The following is a 15,855-nucleotide window of genomic DNA, read 5'->3' as shown; positions in this document are numbered from 1 at the left end:
GACGTTCGTATGCGCTTGACGTCCAACGTTATGGTATAATAAGCCATATAGCAGTGAGGAGTGGAGGTTCACCATTTGTGAACAAGGATCAACGATATCAGCCAGCGCGTTGGCACGGCATGGCGGCAACGCTGGCGGCTGGGCTGTTTGGCCTGCTTCTGTTCGCTGGCGGTCATCTGCCGCTTTTGCTCGAATTCTATCATCCTATTCTTCTTTCTTTAGGGTTTGCCGCTGTCGTCGTCTGTTGGCTTGTCGCCTTGCAAGGATGGGCCGTATTTCCGCATACGCTGTCAACAGAGCGGCTCATGATGGGGGCGTTGTTTTTTTCTGCGGGGGCGCTCTTTTCTGTTCATTTTGTCCTTTCCTTCACAGAGGCTGACGTTTTGGCGGCGCTGTTTTCGCTCGCTGCCCGCTTTACGCTTGCTTGGGGGCTGCTCTTTCTCTTTTCACGGCCCGATGAGGTGATGGAACGGCAAAGCGGGCAACGCTGGCAGGCGTTTTTGGCCGCGTTTTTGTATACGGCGGCTGTTAGTTTGTTCATCCACATCACGTCCCCGTTTTGGCCGGCGCATGGGACGAGCCGCTGGCCGTTTTGGTGGCGCGCAGGGGAAGGAGCGGTCGGTTTGCTTGATGCAGCGGCGACCGTGTTCGCATGGCGGCGTTTTCGGCAAGGGAGGGCTCCCGCTTCCCTATACTGGTCTATGGCGCTTCTATTATTTGCCCTCGGCCAATGGTTGCTCATGCTTGGCAGCGGGTACGGGCTGTGGGGGCAGCTTTATGAAATGGCTGGATTTTTGTATGTCGTGCGCGCCATGTATGTGGAAACGGTGGAAAAGCCGTACGTGGAGCTGAAGCACCGTGAACAACAGCTCGAGATGATGGCGAACGCCCTTGGAGAAGGATTGCTGATGGTGAATCGCGACGGGCAGATCGTTTGGATGAATCCGGAGGCGAGCCGGTTGATCGGCGCCACTTTAGAAGAGGCGAAAGGCAAGCCGCTGTTTTCGTTTGTCTCGCTCGCGGGGCCAGACGGCGACAAGTGGGATTGGAAGCAGCTGCGCCGCGTCGTCAAACGGCTGAAAAGCGGCGAGGTGATTCGCGTCGAGGAGGAGCCGTTTCGCCGCCGCGACGGCGTCTGCCTGCCGGTCGGTTATACGCTGGCACCGGTGTTGGAAAACGGTGCGCTGGCGGGGCTTGTCGCCGTCTTGCGCGACATGACGGAGAAAAAAGAGAAAGAGCGGCTTGAGCGTGAACGCGAACAACTCGACTTTGAACTGTCGCTTGCCGCGAATATGCAGCGATCGCTTTTGCAGACATCTTCGAAAGTGAACTTGCCTTCGTACATCGACATCGGTGTCCTCAGCGTCCCTGCCCGAGTGTTGAGCGGCGATTTTTATCACTTTGCTGTCCATCAAACATCGGTGTCCGTCGGCATTGCCGATGTATCGGGAAAAGGCATTCCAGCGGCGATGCTCATGACGCTGATGAAATTTATTCTGGACCGGACCGTCCATTACGGAACGCAGCCGCACGTGTATCTTGACTTGCTGAACCGATTCGCCTACGACTACACCGAGCCGTCGATGTTTGTCACGATGTTTGTCGGCAATTACAACGAAAAAACGCATACGTTCTCGTACGCGTGCGCCGGACACGAACCGGCGCTTTGGTATCGGGCGAAAACGAAGCAATGCGTGCCGCTAGGCGCCAAAGGCTGCGCGCTCGGCTTGTTTCCGCAATTTTCATTTGAGACCAAATCGGTTGTGCTCGAACCAGGTGATTTTGTGCTGCTGTACACCGACGGGGTGACGGAAAAGCGTACCGAAGAGGCGGACGATGACTTTTCCGTTCTCGCCGCGATGGTCGCCCGCGTCAACCTTGATCAGCCGGCGCCGGAGATCGTGCGCGAGTTGTACGAGCATATTCAAGCGTATCATCAATACGAACAAAAAGATGACCAGACGTTGTTGCTGCTGCGCCGCCGTTAGCATGGGCTGTTCGACCGCTTGATGCGTCCGGCGGCGCAATGTTTGACCGTTATGGCGAATAGGCGGCGAGCTGCCGCTTCAATTTCGCGATGGCCCGCTTTTGAATGCGGCTGATTGTCATTTGCGAGACGCCAAGCCTCTCGGCTAACGAGCGTTGCGTTTCCCCGCGACGGAAGATGGCGTCGATGACGATTCGTTCTTGCTCGCTCAGTTTGCCGATCGCTTGCTCTAAATCCATTCGCTCGATCAGTGACTCGATTTCGTTCGCTTCATCAGCGACGAATTCACCGATCGTCGTCGCATCCTTTTCCCCGTCTTGCACCGGGGCATCGAGCGAAACGGCTTGGTAATGGTCCCGTCCGGCCAAAATTTCGATCGTCTCTTCGACCGATAAGCCTAAGTGGCCGGCGATCTCATCGATCGTCGGCGAACGCTCGAGCTTGACGGTCAGCTCATCGATCGCCTGCTGTACTTTGCTTCCTTTTTCCTTCACCTTGCGCGGCACTTGGATGTACCATGCTTTGTCGCGCAAATAGTTTTTCATATAGCCGATCAAGCTTTTCATGGCGTATGACTCAAAGCTTGCACCTTGGCTCGGGTCATAATGATCGAGGAGGCGCAAAAACGACAGCCGTCCGATTTGAAACAAGTCTTCGTAAAAGTCAGGGCGGCTGCGCGCCATTTTTTTCGCTGCGGCCGCAATGAGCGGCTCGAAGCGCACGAGCAAGGCGGTCGCCGCTTCTTCCGTTTTTGTTTGTTGATAGGCGGAAATGAGGGCGTCAAGCTTGCTCTTGGACAGAGGAGGGGGATATAGAGTCATGGGCATGCTCTCCTTCGCCGCGATGGCGGAATTTCGTCAGGCGGACTTCCGTTCCGCCCTTTGTGGTGACGGTGACATCGTCCATGAGCGCTTCCATCAAAAACAGGCCGAGGCCGCCAGCTTTGACGTCTTCAAGAGGCTTCGCGGACAGCGGCGCTGCCTGTTTCGCCGCCCGTTTGTAATCAAACCCTTTGCCCTCGTCTTTAATGATGATCGAAAGCGCATCGGCGCGCATCTCAAAGCGAAGATGAATGACGCCACCCCTTCCGTTGTACGCATGCAAAACAGCGTTGTTGCACGCTTCTGAGACAGCCACTTTCATATCTTCAATCTCTTCATAGGAAAACCCCATCTTAGCGGCCAGCCCGTATAGCGTCAAACGCGCGACATCGATAAACTGCGCATCGGCTGGCATCGACAGCTGTACGACGGTTTCATGCTCTTTCATGATTGCCCCTCGATCCTTTCTGTCGTGTCATTCATTGTCGAAAACAAGTAGGATACACCGGTTAAATCAAACAAGCGTTGCACTTTCGGCGGTACGTTCTCAATCGCAAACGGCGCCCCTTGCTTTTTTCGCGTTTTTAATAGCGCGACAAACATTCCGATGCCGGTGCTGTCGATATACGTCAATTCTTCAAGGCGGATGACGAGCGGCTTCGACGCATCACCAGCGAGCGGCTCGACGGCGTGTTGAAACTGTTCCGCTGCCGCTAGATCAAGCTCCCCTTTTATGTATACAACATGACGGTCTGGCTGTTCTTCGTGTACAACATGAAATCGTTTCCTATCCATGGTTGTTCACCTCACATGATCGATGAGTCGGTTTCATGATGGTACGGGAAGGTTGTCGACCTTGCAATGTTTACACTACTATACCCATATTTTATACTATATGAAACAGGAAAGGGCAGGGGAACGCGATGTTCACAAAGTGGAAAGAATGGGCAAGGGCGCTGAAACGAGACATATTTGTCTTGTATTCTGCGGTTCGTGATCGGCGCGTTTCCATTTGGCTGCGGCTGTTTATGCTGGTCGTTGTGGCGTATACGTTCAGCCCGATCGATTTGATTCCCGATTTCGTTCCGGTTCTTGGGTATATCGATGATTTGCTGCTTGTGCCACTCGGTATTTACTTGGCGCTGAAATGGCTGCCTAAGGACATTGTTGCCGAACACCGGGCGCGGGCGGAAGAGCTCGCTAAGCGCGGCAAGCCGACGAACTGGGCCGCTGGGGCGCTGATCATTTTTTTATACGTGCTGCTTGGCGCTTGGCTGCTCCGCTGGTTGATTTCGTGGACATTTTGATTTTCTCTTCAATTTTTTATGGCTGCGGCAGGGGATTGGCGCATTTCCTGTTGGGGAAACAGGTTTCGCTATGGTTGCCTCAATCTGAACATTCGCTTCGCTTTGACGCTGGGGTCTTTTTGGTTACAATGATAAAAGGAAAAAAGCCGATGGCAAAGGAGTTGCTCGCAATGCCGATTCTCAAAAACGACTGGGCTCCGTTGCTTGAAGAGGAGTTTCAAAAACCATACTACTTGAAGCTGCGCGAATTTTTAAAAGTAGAGTACCGAACGCGGACGATCTATCCCGATATGCACGATATTTTCAACGCCCTTCATTATACACCGTATGCAAACGTCAAAGTCGTGCTGCTCGGGCAAGATCCGTACCATGGCCCGGGGCAGGCGCACGGGCTTAGTTTTTCCGTCAAGCCGGGCGTGCCGGTGCCGCCGTCTTTGGTGAACATTTTTAAAGAGCTGCATGATGACCTTGGTTGCTACATACCAGATAACGGCTATCTCGTGAAATGGGCCGAGCAAGGGGTGTTATTGTTAAACACGGTGCTGACCGTCCGCCGCGGCCAGGCGAACTCCCACCGCGGCAAAGGGTGGGAACAATTCACCGACCGCGTCATTGAACTCGTCAATGAAAAAGACGATCCGGTCGTCTTTTTGCTTTGGGGCCGGAACGCTCAGGAGAAAAAAGAACGGATTACGAATCCGCGCCATCTGATTATTGAAGCGCCGCACCCGAGCCCGTTTTCCGCCGCGCGCGGCTTTTTCGGCCATCGCCCGTTTTCGCGGACGAACGCGTTTTTGATGAAATGCGGACGCGAACCGATCGACTGGCAAATCGAAAACATCGGCGTCCGCGCTGAATAAGGAGGGGAGAATGATGTCCATCTCGTTTGCGGCCGTTATCGCCAAGATGGAAGATGAGCTGCGGAAAGCGAGGTCCACGAACGACCTGCAGCGGGTGCGTGAACACGTCGCCGCCATTCGCGTTTTATGCGATTTGATGTTGGAAGCAACAAGCCATCCGCAGCCGTCCGCTTCGTCTGCCGCAGCCGGGCCGCTTGTCGTCGGCGGGCCGATTTCGGTTGCTGGCGGGCTTTCGCTTGGAGCCGTTTCTGTCGGGGGACGCTCCCCTGACATTGACGATGAGGCGAACGGGGAGTCGTTGCTGGATTTCTGAGAGTGGGACAGCGAATCCCCGCGGAACGGCCTTCTCCACGGGGATTCTTGATCAACAGAACTCCTTTAAACCGCTTGTCCTTGTTTGCGCCAAAGAACAAGAAGCGGTTCTCCGGCTTGGATGCGGGTCTTGTCGGTGGCGCTCCAATCCGTATGTTCTGTCAAGTTCGTTATGACAATAGGAGTAACGGTTTTCAATCCGGCTTCATGAATTTTTTCCATGTTAAACTCAATGAGCAATTGCCCTTTTTCCACACGCGTTCCTTTCTCAACATAGGCGGTAAACCATTTCCCTTCCAGTTGAACAGTGTTCATGCCGACGTGGATTAAAATTTCAGTTCCCTCATCAGACGTGATGCCGATCGCATGGTTTGTCGGAAACAGCGCGGTGACCGTGCCGGATACAGGTGCGAATAACCGGCCTTCCGCCGGTTCGATGGCGACTCCTTGGCCGAGCGCGCCGGATGAAAACGCAGCGTCTTCAATGATGGATAATGGTTTGACTTCCCCTGTCAGCGGGCTGGCGATCACTTCCCCGCCGGATTGAACCCGTTCGGATTTTGCTGTCCGGCCATCCAACGGTTGGGAAGGCGTGTGCTCCGTTGTTTTTTGTCTCCCGAACAATAACGTTAAGATAAAGCCGAGGGCGAATGCGACTATAATGGCAATGATGAAGCCCCAAAAACCGAGCGTCATGCCTTGTTTCGGATCGATAAAGGACGGGATGACGAAAATGCCGAGTCCACCGAGCATATATATTTTAGAATTAAAGACTCCAACGATTGCTCCGCCGATAGCAGCGGCGATGCAGCTGATGATAAACGGCTTTTTCAGTGGCAGCGTCACACCGTAAATGGCCGGTTCGGTAACGCCGAAGACGCCGGAAATAAACGCTGGGATGCTAAGCGTTTTCAATTTTTGTTGTTTCGTCATTAGCATAACAGCCAATACCGCACCGATTTGGGCAAATGATGGAACGGACGCCACTGCTAAAATTGGGTCTTGGCCAAGTGTGCTCAAATTGTTAATGCCAATCGGGACAAGTCCCCAATGAAGCCCGAAGATGACAAGTACTTGCCAAAGGCCTCCTAGGAACAAACCGGCGACAATAGGTGACAGATGATAGGCCGCGAGCGTCGCCTGGCCCAGCAGCTTCCCAGCCCATGTCGCCACCGGCCCGATCACTAAAAAGGTTAATGGTACGACGATCAACAACGTGAAAAATGGGACTAAAAACGTTTTGACGACATCCGGAGTCACTTTCTTCAATCCGTTTTCAACTTTGGCCGCAAAATACGAAGCTAAGATAATGGGAATCACTGATGATGAGTACGTCATTAAAATGACCGGAATCCCTAAAAATGTAATATAAATGGGCGACTCAAACATTGTTCCAGCAAACAATGTATATAACGCTTTGCCGCTTGTTAACCCACTTAATGCCGGATAGACGAGTGCGGCGCCGATCGCCATCCCGATAAACGGTGTGCCGCCAAACTTTTGGCTCGCTGTATAACCAAGAAAAATGGGGAAGAAATAAAACAGCGCATCACCAATCGCGTATAAAATATGATACGTTCCCGATGACGGATCGAGCCAACCGAGCGAGACGAATAACGCGATAAGCCCTTTAATCATCCCGGTTGCGGCCAAGACGCCAAGCGTTGGGGCAAAAATGCCAGAAACGATATCGATAAAGCGGTTAAAAAGATTTTGTTTCTTTTCTTCTTGAGCAGGCATGGGCGCGGATGACTGGAATCCGCCAACCGCGACAACCGCTTTGTATACTTCTGGAACATGGTTTCCAATTACGACTTGGTATTGGCCGCCGCTTTTCATGACGGTGACGACGCCATCCAAGTTTTTCAGCGCTTCTGTATCCGCTTTTGTTTCATCTTTTAATTTGAAGCGCAGGCGAGTAACACAATGAACGACGCTCATGACATTTTCTTTCCCGCCGACAAGATCGACAATCGTTTTTGCCAGTTGTTCGTATTTCATGCCGTTTCCCTCCTTAAAGTAGTAATTCGTGAGAGGAGACGCACAACAAGACGATGTTGTGCGATCCCTGACCAGCTTGTCCAAAATCTAACCGATCCGGATTTAGTCGAGCTGTTCGCCGTTCGAGGAGATGACCCGTTGGTACCAATAAAAGCTTTGTTTGCGGATACGGCGCAAATCTTTCAAATCAAATTCGTCGCGGTTGACGTAAATGAACCCGTATCGTTTGCTGATGCCTTGGTGGGTGCTGACTAAGTCGATCGCCGACCACGGGCAGTAGCCGAACACGTCGACGCCGTCCGTGATGGCGAGGCGCATTTGTTCAATATGGTTGCGCAAAAAGTCGATCCGGTATGTGTCGTTCACGATATCCCCTTCTTCTAATCGATCGTAAGCTCCTAACCCGTTTTCGGTTACGATGAGCGGCAACCGGTAGCGCTCATAAATTTCCCGAAGCGTTGTTCGGAAGCCGATCGGGTCAATTTCCCAGCCGAAGTCGTTTTTCGGCAAGTTCGGGTTGGATGCGCCTTTGTATACGCCCGGTTCGCCAATTGTAATATGCTGGTCTCCCGTATGGCCGATATCGCTCTCATTCCCCACGCTGGCGGCTACTGTTTGTGACGTATAGTAGTTAAAAGCGATGAAATCCGGTTTCGCGTTTTGCAAGATGTCCATATCTCCGTCTGCAATCGTTGGGGTATAGCCTTTTTCTTCTAAATACGCCCACGCTGTCGGATTGTAGCGGCCGTAGACGGCCATATCTAAGTACAACCAGTTGCGAATCGCTGAATACGTGTTGGCGGCGAGCACATCTTCCGGCTTGGAGCTCGCCGGATAAATCGTCGCAATATTCGGCGCCGGCCCGATTTTTGCATCAGGAAGCATTTCGTGGCAAAGCGCCATCGCTTTGGCTTGGGCGACAAACATATGGTGGTTTTGCTGGTATAGCTCTTTTTTCGGGTTTTCGCTGTCGGGATCGACAATGCCAATGGCTTCCCCGTGAAGGATCATCATATTTTGCTCATTAATGGTCAACCAATACTTTACACGGTCGCCAAAATGTTCAAACAGCGTCCGGCAGTAGTTGACAAACGCATCGATAGTCGCACGGTTCGACCATCCGCCTTTCGTTTGCAAGGCGTACGGCAAATCGAAATGATAGATCGTCACGATCGGTTCGATGCCATGGCGGACAATCTCATTAATCAAGTTGTTGTAAAATTCCAATCCTTTTGGGTTCACTTCCCCTTCGCCGTTCGGATAAATGCGCGTCCAAGCGATGGAAAAGCGATACGCTTTAAACCCCATTTCTGCGAGCAAAGCGATATCTTCTTGATACCGGTGATAATGGTCGCTGGCGACTTTGAAATCGGTCGTTCCTTCCGGATGTTTGGCCATATCGATGACCGACGGCCCTTTTCCGTCTTCGTTCCATGCGCCTTCGACTTGGTAAGCAGACGTCGAACCGCCCCATAAAAACCCCGTTGGAAACGGTTTTAATTGAGTATACTTCATTAGCGGCTCCTCCTTTGTTTTTGTTGAATGAAAATAAAAAACCTAAATTGCCCGCCAAAAGCGCAGTAGGCCTGCGAAAAGATGGCGAGACAATTTAGGTTTTGCCTGCATGACCAGTAACAATCCTAATTGTCTGACTCATATTCATTTTCTGACTCCAGTTTAGCATGCGCTTTCATGGCTGTCAACATAGAATTAATGGCGGCGGATGACGCGGTCGATATGAATCGTTAAATACAGCTCCTCTTCCGCTGTCAACGTCCGAGCGTGCGTCTTTTGAATATAATCGTTAATTTTTTTCGTGCATTCGTATGCTTCACGGTATTTTTGCTTCACTAGCTGATACAAGTCATGTTCTTCATGATTGAGCAGCGTGTTCCCTAACAGCCGCTGGGCGAAAAATTTCAAATGGGTGAGAAAGCGGAAATAGTTGAGTGATTCTTCGTCAAGTTCGATTTTGAAATGGTACTTGACAATCGTCAAAATGTCTTGAATGATTTTCGTCATGGTGACGATATCGCCCATTTGTTCATTCAGCTCGGCGTTGACGATATGCATGGTAATAAACCCGGCTTCATCTTCTGGCAGCTCGATGCCAAGCCGGTCGCGGATGATCCGCAGCGCTTGCTGGCCAATTTGAAACTCTGGTTTGTAAATGCGTTTAATCTCCCAAAGCAAAGGATTGACAATTTGTATGCCTTGGCGGTGGCGTTCAATGGCAAAATGAATATGGTCGGTCAGTGAGATGTAAATAATATCGTTCAACTTTTTGTCCAGCTGTTCTTTGGCAGATTGAATGATCTCCTCTGTCACATGAACGTACTCAGGTGGCACTTCATACAACAGTTCTTTAAACTTGCTGATCATATCTTTGCTTTCCAATTTGAATATTTTCTCGATCTTTTCTTCATCAACGTCATCGCCAGGCCGCTTTTGAAAGGCGATTCCCCTGCCCATGATGACGAGTTCGCGGCCGTTTTCGATGACACTGATGACATTATTGTTAATGACTTTGGCAATTTTCATATGCCCCCCTGCCCTCCACATTTGGATGCTTGCCGGATGAAACGCATGTCCATTATCCTTATTTAGAAGAATTGACGATTTGCACAAGTTTGTCAATGGGTTTTTGTTGTATGATGCGACAAATGGTTTATCTCTTATCGCGTGTGAGTAAAATATTTGTGGGTGAAATCCAGGAAGGACCCCATAGCCATCAAGTTAAGAATTTGGACCTTTGTGCATTGTGAAAAATTATGGTATCCTTTCTAGCGAATACTGTTCGTTAGGGAGGCCGGAGTTCGACAGTCACTAGACCAACAAAATGCCTCTCGCCTCTTGATCCAAAAAAGGATCGGAGGCATTCGGACACACTTTGGGCGTGTATCTAGGCGCGAGGGCGGATGCCTAGAATCTTCGGAGGAGGCTCCAGCCCTAGAGCCCCAAGGAATAGGGCTTGTTTGGCCGTCAGTTCGGTTCGTTGATAAAGGTCATCGTTTTGGGAAGAAAAATGTCCAAGCATGAGACGTTCGCATTCGTCTCTGACTTTCGGCCACGATTCATGAATTAGGAGAAAGGAATCGCGAAATGCTTTTGGCCAGACGCTCCAAGACAGCGCGATCCACCTCGTCTTCGCGCCCAAACGAATAAATCACCTTCGCTTTCGCATATTTGGCCTTCGGATCCCATTCGTTGTGAGCAAGCTGGAGATGCGCCACGGTCGTTCCGTCTTTGTTTTTGCGTGTGACTCGTCGTATGGACATGCCTATATGATAAACGATATTAGGCTTTTTTTATAAGGATAAATTGTCAAGTCGTGTGCCTATGAAATTCAGCTCTTTTTTCTAGGATCCGTATGGCGAAATCCTTGATATAACAGCATTTTGGCCATTTTCATTTGCCTAAAATGGCCTCAAAACTGTCGAACTCGGGGTTGAAACTCAAGGGAAAACCGTGAGTGTGGAGGATAAACTTTTGACAATACCAATGACTGGAGGAAGAGAATTTAATGGATTGGATTGTTGGCATCGCACTTGTCATCATTGTCTTCTTTTCAACCAATATGATTGAAAGAACACTAAAAGTGATAAAAGATCAGAATGATGTCATCATTGAGCTATTAAGAGAAATCAAAAACAAAATTTGAGGAGTGATTCACAAATCCTTCACAAATCCTTCACTCACTCCCCTTTCCGCTGTTAATTGTGATCAAAGGGTTCCTCGTTTATAATGAAAAAGGAAACTTCGACAAGAAAGGCGGATGAGTGATGAAACCGTTTATCATTCTCGGCGCGCTCAATGCGTTTTTAGCCGTCGCATTGGGAGCGTTTGGCGCACACGGGCTTGAAGGGAAAATTCCGGATCGTTATTTGGAGATTTGGAAAACGGCGGTGCAATACCAGATGTTCCACGCATTAGGGCTGCTTGTTGTCGGATTGCTCGCTGGCAAGGCGCCAAATGTCGGGCTGATCGGCGCGGCAGGCTGGGTGATGTTTGCCGGCATCGTGTTGTTCTCCGGGAGCTTGTACGTATTAAGTGTAACGCAGATTAAGCCGCTTGGCGCGATCACTCCGTTTGGCGGCGTCGCCTTTTTGGTCGCCTGGGTGATGATCGGCTATGCGGCGTTAAAATGGCTGTAAGCGGAGCGCGGGGCAAGGTGTACCCCGAGCAGGAAATCACGCACCGTCCAAATCATAGAAGGCACCTCTTTTGTTTCGTTTGCCACCATTATATACAGCTGGGCGTCAGCAATTTGTGATGGCCGTCACATCGGATGAAAAAAAGCAGGCTACCCTAGGGCAGCCTGCTCATCGAACATCGGTTTTGCGCTTGCACTCAGCGCGGCGAATAGGTGGCGAGCGGCGTGGCGGAGGCACCGGCAAACGGATATTCGTAGGCGATTTCCCCTTCAAAGGTGACATAATCGACATAAATCATCGGGATCAAATAGCGCGTTCCCGTTTGCGGGTCGCTCAGGATGACATGGTCGCGCCCGGCCGCCTCGATGACGCCGCGAAACACCTTGGCATTCCACTCGCGGTTGTTTTCAAACGTCGCATAGATGGTGGCGACTTTTCCCTTGTTTAACCGCAAAATGTTTTCAATGTACGATTCTTCAATCGGCAGCATCCCTGGAATCGATGGGCCGGTGGTGGCGGGTGCGGCGGTGGTCGGCGTCGGTGTCGGAGCCGTGAACGTTGGCGCCTGCAAACCGAACGTCGGAGCGGCGGCTGTCGCCGGCGTCACGGTTGGAGCGGCAGCCGCTTGCGGATAGTAATAATACGGGTACGCCGCCGGATAATACGGCTGCGGATATAGATAGCCGTACGGATACGCTGCATACGGCTGTTGCCGTTCTTCATCAAGCGGATAAAAGTTGTTTTCTGTATAGTTAGACATAAAAAACCTCCTCATCAAAAATGTTAATAAACGCGTGGGCAGTCAGATGGGGTTGGCGCGAAGAAGCAGTGCGATTTGTAGCGGCCGACGTTCCACTGGCCAAACCATTGCGGTGGGCACGGTTGGCCTTCAGGTGGTTTAAAAAACCAAAGGGCGTTTGTCGCTGGGTGGTAGCGCCAACCGCGAAGCACTTGACGCGCTAGGCCTATATCCACTTCGCGCGCCCGTTGGTAAAAATAGCCCTTTTGCACCGCCTCAAAGCCGCCCGGGCTTTGGAACACCATTTGCCGGATAGAGCGGATGCCGCGAAAGTCAAGGCAGTCGGCGATGACGCGGTTGACGCCGACGTTGCCGACCATGAGCATCCCAAGCCGCCCGTCTCCTTCCGCTTCAGCTCGCATGAGCCGAGCCAACAACTTTACTTCCTCTTCTGTGTGGGCTACAATGGAGGGAGCGATCTGACCCATATCGTCACCTCGGTTGTCATCAATGTCGACAGTAATAGGCTATTGATGGAGCGGGAAAATGGTGACAGGCGGACAAACGGTTTAAACGGAATTTCTGATTTATATGTATGGGGCAGTTGGGCTGTATATGACAGAAACAGGGGCGGTTGGCCAAAAAGGGAAATCAGATTACGAAATATTTTTTATCCTTTGGAGCAGGATTTTTGATTCGCGTTCACGAATAGATTTGATGAATATTTTGGCTGTGAGGTGATCAGATGGCCATTGATCATGATCGATTGTTCAAGGAATTGATCCAAACGTTTTTCGAAGAGTTTATCCTTCTTTTTTTCCCCGACATGCATGAGCATATCGATTTCCGCCATCTTTCTTTTTTGTCTGAAGAGCTGTTCACCGATGTGACGGCAGGAGAGAAGTATCGCGTTGATTTGTTGGTTGAGACGAAGTTGAAAGGGGAAGACGGGCTCATCATTGTGCATGTGGAGAACCAAAGCTACGTGCAACCGTCGTTTCCAGAGCGCATGTTCCTCTATTTCAGCCGCTTGTTCGAAAAATACCGCACCCGCATTGTTCCGATTGCTGTCTTCAGCTATGAGGCCCTTCGCGATGAACCGTCCGTGTTTTCGATCGAGTTTCCCTTTGGTGGGGTGCTGCAATTTCGCTTTTTTCAAGTGGAGTTGCGCAAGAAAAATTGGAGGGACTACATCCGGCATGACAATCCGGTGGCAGCTGCCCTTCTCAGCAAAATGGGGTATACTGAAAGTGAGAAAGTCGAGTTGAAAAAAGAATTTTTGCGCATGCTTGTGCGTCTGGAATTGGACGAAGCGAGGCAGCGGCTCTTGTTGGGCTTTTTTGAAACGTATGTGAAGCTATCGGAGGAAGAAGAGCAACAACTGCAAAGAGAGGTGAAAGAGATGGAAACAAAAGAAAAAGAGAAAGTGTTGGAGCTGATCATTTCCTATGAGCAAAAGGGAAGGAAAAAGGGATTGGAAGAAGGGATCGAACGTGGAATTCAACAAGGGATCAAACAAGGAATGAAGCAAGGAATGAAACGGCTGATCCGTAACATGGCGTGCAAAGGAATGACGGCGGAAGAAATCGCTCATTTGGTTGACCTTTCAGGGGAAGAAGTTCGCCGGTTACTTGAAGAATAGGAAAATAAGCAAAGGGGCCCTGCCGGGTTTGGGCCCCTCTTTTTTATACATGGAAGAACGAAGAAACATTTTCCACCGGCAGCCGGGTGCCGACGAAAAAGGAGCCAAATTCGCCAAAGCGGGCGCTCACTTCGTCAAAGCGCATTTCATAGACGAGCTTTTTGAACTGGAGCGCATCATCCGAAAACAAGGTGACGCCCCATTCAAAATCATCCAAGCCGACGGAGCCGGTGATGATTTGCGTCACTTTGCCGGCGTATTTTCGGCCGGTCATGCCGTGGGCGCGCATGAGTTCGCGCCGCTGTTCCATCGACAACATGTACCAGTTGTCGTTGCCTTGGCGCCGCTTGTCCATCGGATAGAAGCAAATGTAGTTCGTTTTCGGCAAAATCGGATACAAACGGCGGCGCACCTCTGGAATTTGGTACGGATCTTCGCTGCCGGACGCTAAATAGTTGCTCAGCTCGACGACCGAGACGTACGAGTACGCCGGCAGCAAATACTCAGCGAGCTTCGTTTTGTTGAGCGCCGTCTCAATCTCGTGCAATTCATCGAGCGTTGGGCGCAAAATCATGAACAAAATATCGGCTTTTTGCCCGACGATCGTGTAGATGGCATGGCTTCCTTGCTTCTCGCTTTCAGTCGTCTCCCATTGGTCGACAAGCGCTAAAAACTCACTGATCGCTGCCTCGCGCTCTTCGTTCGGCAGCGTTTTCCACGCGCTCCAGTCAATCGTGCGGAAATCGTGCAGACAATACCAACCATCCAACGTTTGGGCCGCTTCGCTCACCGTCATCACTCCTTCTTGATCAATGTACAGTATCACTATATCATAGTTTGCCCAAAAACGCGGGCGTTGGTGCATAAGGAAAAAGTAGACTGAATTGTGGCAAAAGGTGAATTATTTGTTGGAAAGGCTTACTAGCGTTGCGTTTCCCTATGAAAGAGGTATGCTTAATAGTAGAGAAAGGCTGGCGTGTTTCCGAACGAAAGGCGCCGGCGGGGAATTGAGGGAGGCATGAATCGTGGCGAACGACTTGTTTGCGGCTTTGAAAACGAAAGTGGCCGGCGCGGGACGGAAAATCGTGTTTCCGGAAGGGACGGACGACCGCATTCTTACAGCGGCGAGCCGTTTGGCGACGGAGCAAGTGCTTCAGCCGATCGTCCTTGGCGATGAGCAAGCTGTGCGGGTGAAAGCGGCGGCGCTTGGCTTGCCGCTTGAAGGGGTGGAGATTGTCAACCCGCGCCGCTATGGCGGGTTTGATGAGCTCGTTTCGGCATTTGTGGAGCGCCGCAAAGGGAAAGTGACAGAAGAAGCCGCGCGCGAGTTGCTTTTCGATGAAAACTATTTCGGTACGATGCTCGTTTATACGGGAGCGGCCGACGGCCTCGTCAGCGGGGCGGCCCACTCGACGGCCGACACTGTCCGTCCGGCTTTACAAATCATTAAAACGAAGCCAGGTGTTCGCAAAACGTCCGGCGTGTTCATCATGGTGCGCGGCGAGGAAAAATATGTGTTCGCCGATTGCGCCATCAACATTGCTCCTGACAGCCAAGATTTGGCGGAAATCGCGGTCGAGAGCGCCCGGACGGCAAAAATGTTCGGCCTTAAGCCGCGCGTGGCGCTGTTAAGCTTTTCCACGAAAGGGTCGGCTTCGTCGCCGGAGACGGAAAAAGTCGTTGAGGCGGTGCGGTTGGCGAAAGAAATGGCGCCGGATCTGATCCTTGACGGTGAGTTTCAATTTGACGCCGCGTTTGTGCCAGAGGTGGCGAAAAAGAAAGCGCCGGATTCCCCCATTCAAGGCGACGCGAACGTTTTCATTTTCCCGAGCCTTGAGGCAGGCAACATCGGATACAAAATCGCCCAGCGCCTCGGCCGCTTTGAAGCGGTCGGTCCGATTTTGCAAGGACTGAACAAGCCGGTGAACGACCTATCGCGCGGCTGCAGCGCCGAAGACGCCTACAAGCTCGCGCTCATCACCGCCGCCCAGTCGCTCGGGGAGTGACGGGATCGCCACTGGGTGAAACCGAT

17 protein-coding genes and 1 pseudogene are annotated in these 15,855 nt (G+C 51.3%); 8 read left to right on the top strand and 10 right to left on the bottom strand.

From position 1 onward, the window contains the following. Positions 1-119 precede the first annotated feature (119 nt). Positions 120-1,988, top strand: a complete 1,869-nt coding sequence (locus BRO54_RS01465) for a SpoIIE family protein phosphatase (protein ID WP_139268030.1) — start codon at positions 120-122, stop codon at positions 1,986-1,988. A 49-nt stretch (positions 1,989-2,037) separates the two neighbouring features. Here the strand turns inward: BRO54_RS01465 and BRO54_RS01460 are convergent, their stop codons facing one another. Genes BRO54_RS01460 through BRO54_RS01450 form a run of 3 tightly spaced genes read right to left on the bottom strand, consistent with a single transcriptional unit; the run spans position 2,038 to position 3,603 of the window. Then, positions 2,038-2,808: a sigma-70 family RNA polymerase sigma factor gene (locus tag BRO54_RS01460; protein ID WP_074042894.1), complete on the bottom strand. Its 771-nt coding sequence runs from the start codon at positions 2,806-2,808 to the stop codon at positions 2,038-2,040. Next, positions 2,768-3,256 (bottom strand): anti-sigma B factor RsbW, encoded by a 489-nt coding sequence (gene rsbW, locus BRO54_RS01455; protein ID WP_074042893.1) that lies wholly within the window; start codon positions 3,254-3,256, stop codon positions 2,768-2,770. The genes BRO54_RS01460 and rsbW overlap by 41 nt, the downstream gene beginning before the upstream one ends. Beyond that, complete coding sequence (locus BRO54_RS01450; protein ID WP_074042892.1) at positions 3,253-3,603, bottom strand: STAS domain-containing protein; 351 nt, start codon at positions 3,601-3,603, stop codon at positions 3,253-3,255. Before BRO54_RS01450 ends, rsbW begins: the two co-directional genes overlap by 4 nt. Positions 3,604-3,731: 128 nt before the next feature. Here BRO54_RS01450 and BRO54_RS01445 point away from each other — a divergent pair, with 128 nt between their 5' ends. From BRO54_RS01445 to BRO54_RS01435, 3 genes are all read left to right on the top strand, one after another. Continuing rightward, positions 3,732-4,115 (top strand): YkvA family protein, encoded by a 384-nt coding sequence (locus tag BRO54_RS01445; RefSeq protein ID WP_074042891.1) that lies wholly within the window; start codon positions 3,732-3,734, stop codon positions 4,113-4,115. Positions 4,116-4,285: 170 nt separating this feature from the next. Beyond that, a complete protein-coding gene (locus tag BRO54_RS01440; RefSeq protein ID WP_013524842.1) occupies positions 4,286-4,975 on the top strand; it encodes a uracil-DNA glycosylase in 690 nt (229 codons plus the stop codon). A gap of 13 nt (positions 4,976-4,988) precedes the next feature. After that, positions 4,989-5,288 (top strand): YwdI family protein, encoded by a 300-nt coding sequence (locus tag BRO54_RS01435; RefSeq protein ID WP_025039370.1) that lies wholly within the window; start codon positions 4,989-4,991, stop codon positions 5,286-5,288. Positions 5,289-5,353: 65 nt separating this feature from the next. Here BRO54_RS01435 and BRO54_RS01430 read toward each other — a convergent pair whose 3' ends face one another. The 4 genes and pseudogenes from BRO54_RS01430 to BRO54_RS20870 form a co-directional block, all read right to left on the bottom strand. Then, positions 5,354-7,288 (bottom strand): beta-glucoside-specific PTS transporter subunit IIABC, encoded by a 1,935-nt coding sequence (locus tag BRO54_RS01430; protein WP_013524840.1) that lies wholly within the window; start codon positions 7,286-7,288, stop codon positions 5,354-5,356. 102 nt (positions 7,289-7,390) lie between these two features. Continuing rightward, a complete protein-coding gene (locus BRO54_RS01425; protein WP_013524839.1) occupies positions 7,391-8,803 on the bottom strand; it encodes a glycoside hydrolase family 1 protein in 1,413 nt (470 codons plus the stop codon). Between the two features lie 195 nt (positions 8,804-8,998). Beyond that, positions 8,999-9,829 carry a BglG family transcription antiterminator LicT gene (gene licT / locus BRO54_RS01420; protein WP_013524838.1) on the bottom strand — a complete coding sequence of 277 codons (831 nt, stop codon included), beginning with the start codon at positions 9,827-9,829 and terminating at the stop codon, positions 8,999-9,001. Positions 9,830-10,371: 542 nt separating this feature from the next. Continuing rightward, a pseudogene (locus tag BRO54_RS20870) lies at positions 10,372-10,566 on the bottom strand (IS1634 family transposase); the annotation flags it as partial. 245 nt (positions 10,567-10,811) lie between these two features. On the opposite strand from BRO54_RS20870, the gene BRO54_RS19955 reads away from it, so the two are divergent. Together BRO54_RS19955 and BRO54_RS01410 are read left to right on the top strand one after the other, a co-directional pair. Further along, on the top strand, positions 10,812-10,949 hold the full coding sequence (locus BRO54_RS19955) for a hypothetical protein (protein WP_013524837.1): 138 nt from the start codon (positions 10,812-10,814) through the stop codon (positions 10,947-10,949). 121 nt (positions 10,950-11,070) lie between these two features. Then, positions 11,071-11,442: a DUF423 domain-containing protein gene (locus tag BRO54_RS01410; RefSeq protein ID WP_013524836.1), complete on the top strand. Its 372-nt coding sequence runs from the start codon at positions 11,071-11,073 to the stop codon at positions 11,440-11,442. A 196-nt stretch (positions 11,443-11,638) separates the two neighbouring features. On the opposite strand, the gene gerQ is transcribed toward BRO54_RS01410, so the two are convergent. Both gerQ and BRO54_RS01400 read right to left on the bottom strand, forming a co-directional pair. After that, on the bottom strand, positions 11,639-12,202 hold the full coding sequence (gene gerQ / locus BRO54_RS01405) for a spore coat protein GerQ (protein WP_074042889.1): 564 nt from the start codon (positions 12,200-12,202) through the stop codon (positions 11,639-11,641). Positions 12,203-12,225: 23 nt separating this feature from the next. Next, the gene (locus tag BRO54_RS01400; protein WP_066232264.1) at positions 12,226-12,669 is read right to left on the bottom strand and encodes a cell wall hydrolase; all 444 of its coding nucleotides are present in this window, start codon (positions 12,667-12,669) and stop codon (positions 12,226-12,228) included. Positions 12,670-12,926: 257 nt separating this feature from the next. On the opposite strand from BRO54_RS01400, the gene BRO54_RS01395 reads away from it, so the two are divergent. Next, entirely contained in the window at positions 12,927-13,823 is an 897-nt protein-coding gene (locus BRO54_RS01395) for an Rpn family recombination-promoting nuclease/putative transposase (RefSeq protein WP_074042888.1), read from the top strand. Positions 13,824-13,866: 43 nt separating this feature from the next. Here the strand turns inward: BRO54_RS01395 and hemQ are convergent, their stop codons facing one another. Next, positions 13,867-14,613 (bottom strand): hydrogen peroxide-dependent heme synthase, encoded by a 747-nt coding sequence (gene hemQ, locus BRO54_RS01390; protein WP_074042887.1) that lies wholly within the window; start codon positions 14,611-14,613, stop codon positions 13,867-13,869. Between the two features lie 235 nt (positions 14,614-14,848). Between hemQ and pta the strand changes: the two genes are divergently transcribed. Further along, positions 14,849-15,829 (top strand): phosphate acetyltransferase, encoded by a 981-nt coding sequence (pta, locus tag BRO54_RS01385; protein ID WP_074042886.1) that lies wholly within the window; start codon positions 14,849-14,851, stop codon positions 15,827-15,829. Positions 15,830-15,855: the final 26 nt, after the last annotated feature.

This window comes from Geobacillus proteiniphilus, assembly GCF_001908025.1.
Taxonomy (GTDB): Bacteria; Bacillota; Bacilli; order Bacillales; family Anoxybacillaceae; genus Geobacillus; species Geobacillus proteiniphilus.
This window is presented reverse-complemented; position numbering and strand designations above follow the sequence as displayed.